Here is a 271-nt window from a genome sequence, read left to right as displayed (position 1 = left end):
CGGAATGATTTTCACGCCGGCCTTCTTCAGCGTCTGCACGCCTTCGTCCTCTTTCGCGACCCACAGCTTCTGGTAATACGGCACCGAGTCCGCCGCGGCCTTGCGGACCGCCTGCTGCTCCTGCGGCGTCAGCGTGTCCCAGATCTTCTTCGAGAACACGACGACTTCGGGCGTGCGCGAGTGCTCCGTTTCCGAGTACACCGTCGCCACTTCGTAATGCTTCGTTTCGACGTACGAGGGGATGTTGTTTTCAGCCGCGTCGACGAGGCCC

General features: G+C 61.6%; 1 pseudogene. It reads right to left on the bottom strand.

The features are described from left to right. A pseudogene (dctP, locus tag DWV00_RS34800) lies at positions 1-271 on the bottom strand (TRAP transporter substrate-binding protein DctP); the annotation flags it as partial.

The organism is Trinickia dinghuensis, from assembly GCF_003367175.1.
GTDB classification, from domain to species: domain Bacteria; phylum Pseudomonadota; class Gammaproteobacteria; order Burkholderiales; family Burkholderiaceae; genus Trinickia; species Trinickia dinghuensis.
The sequence above is the reverse complement of the archived record's forward strand: the minus strand, read 5'-3'. Positions and strand labels throughout refer to the sequence as shown.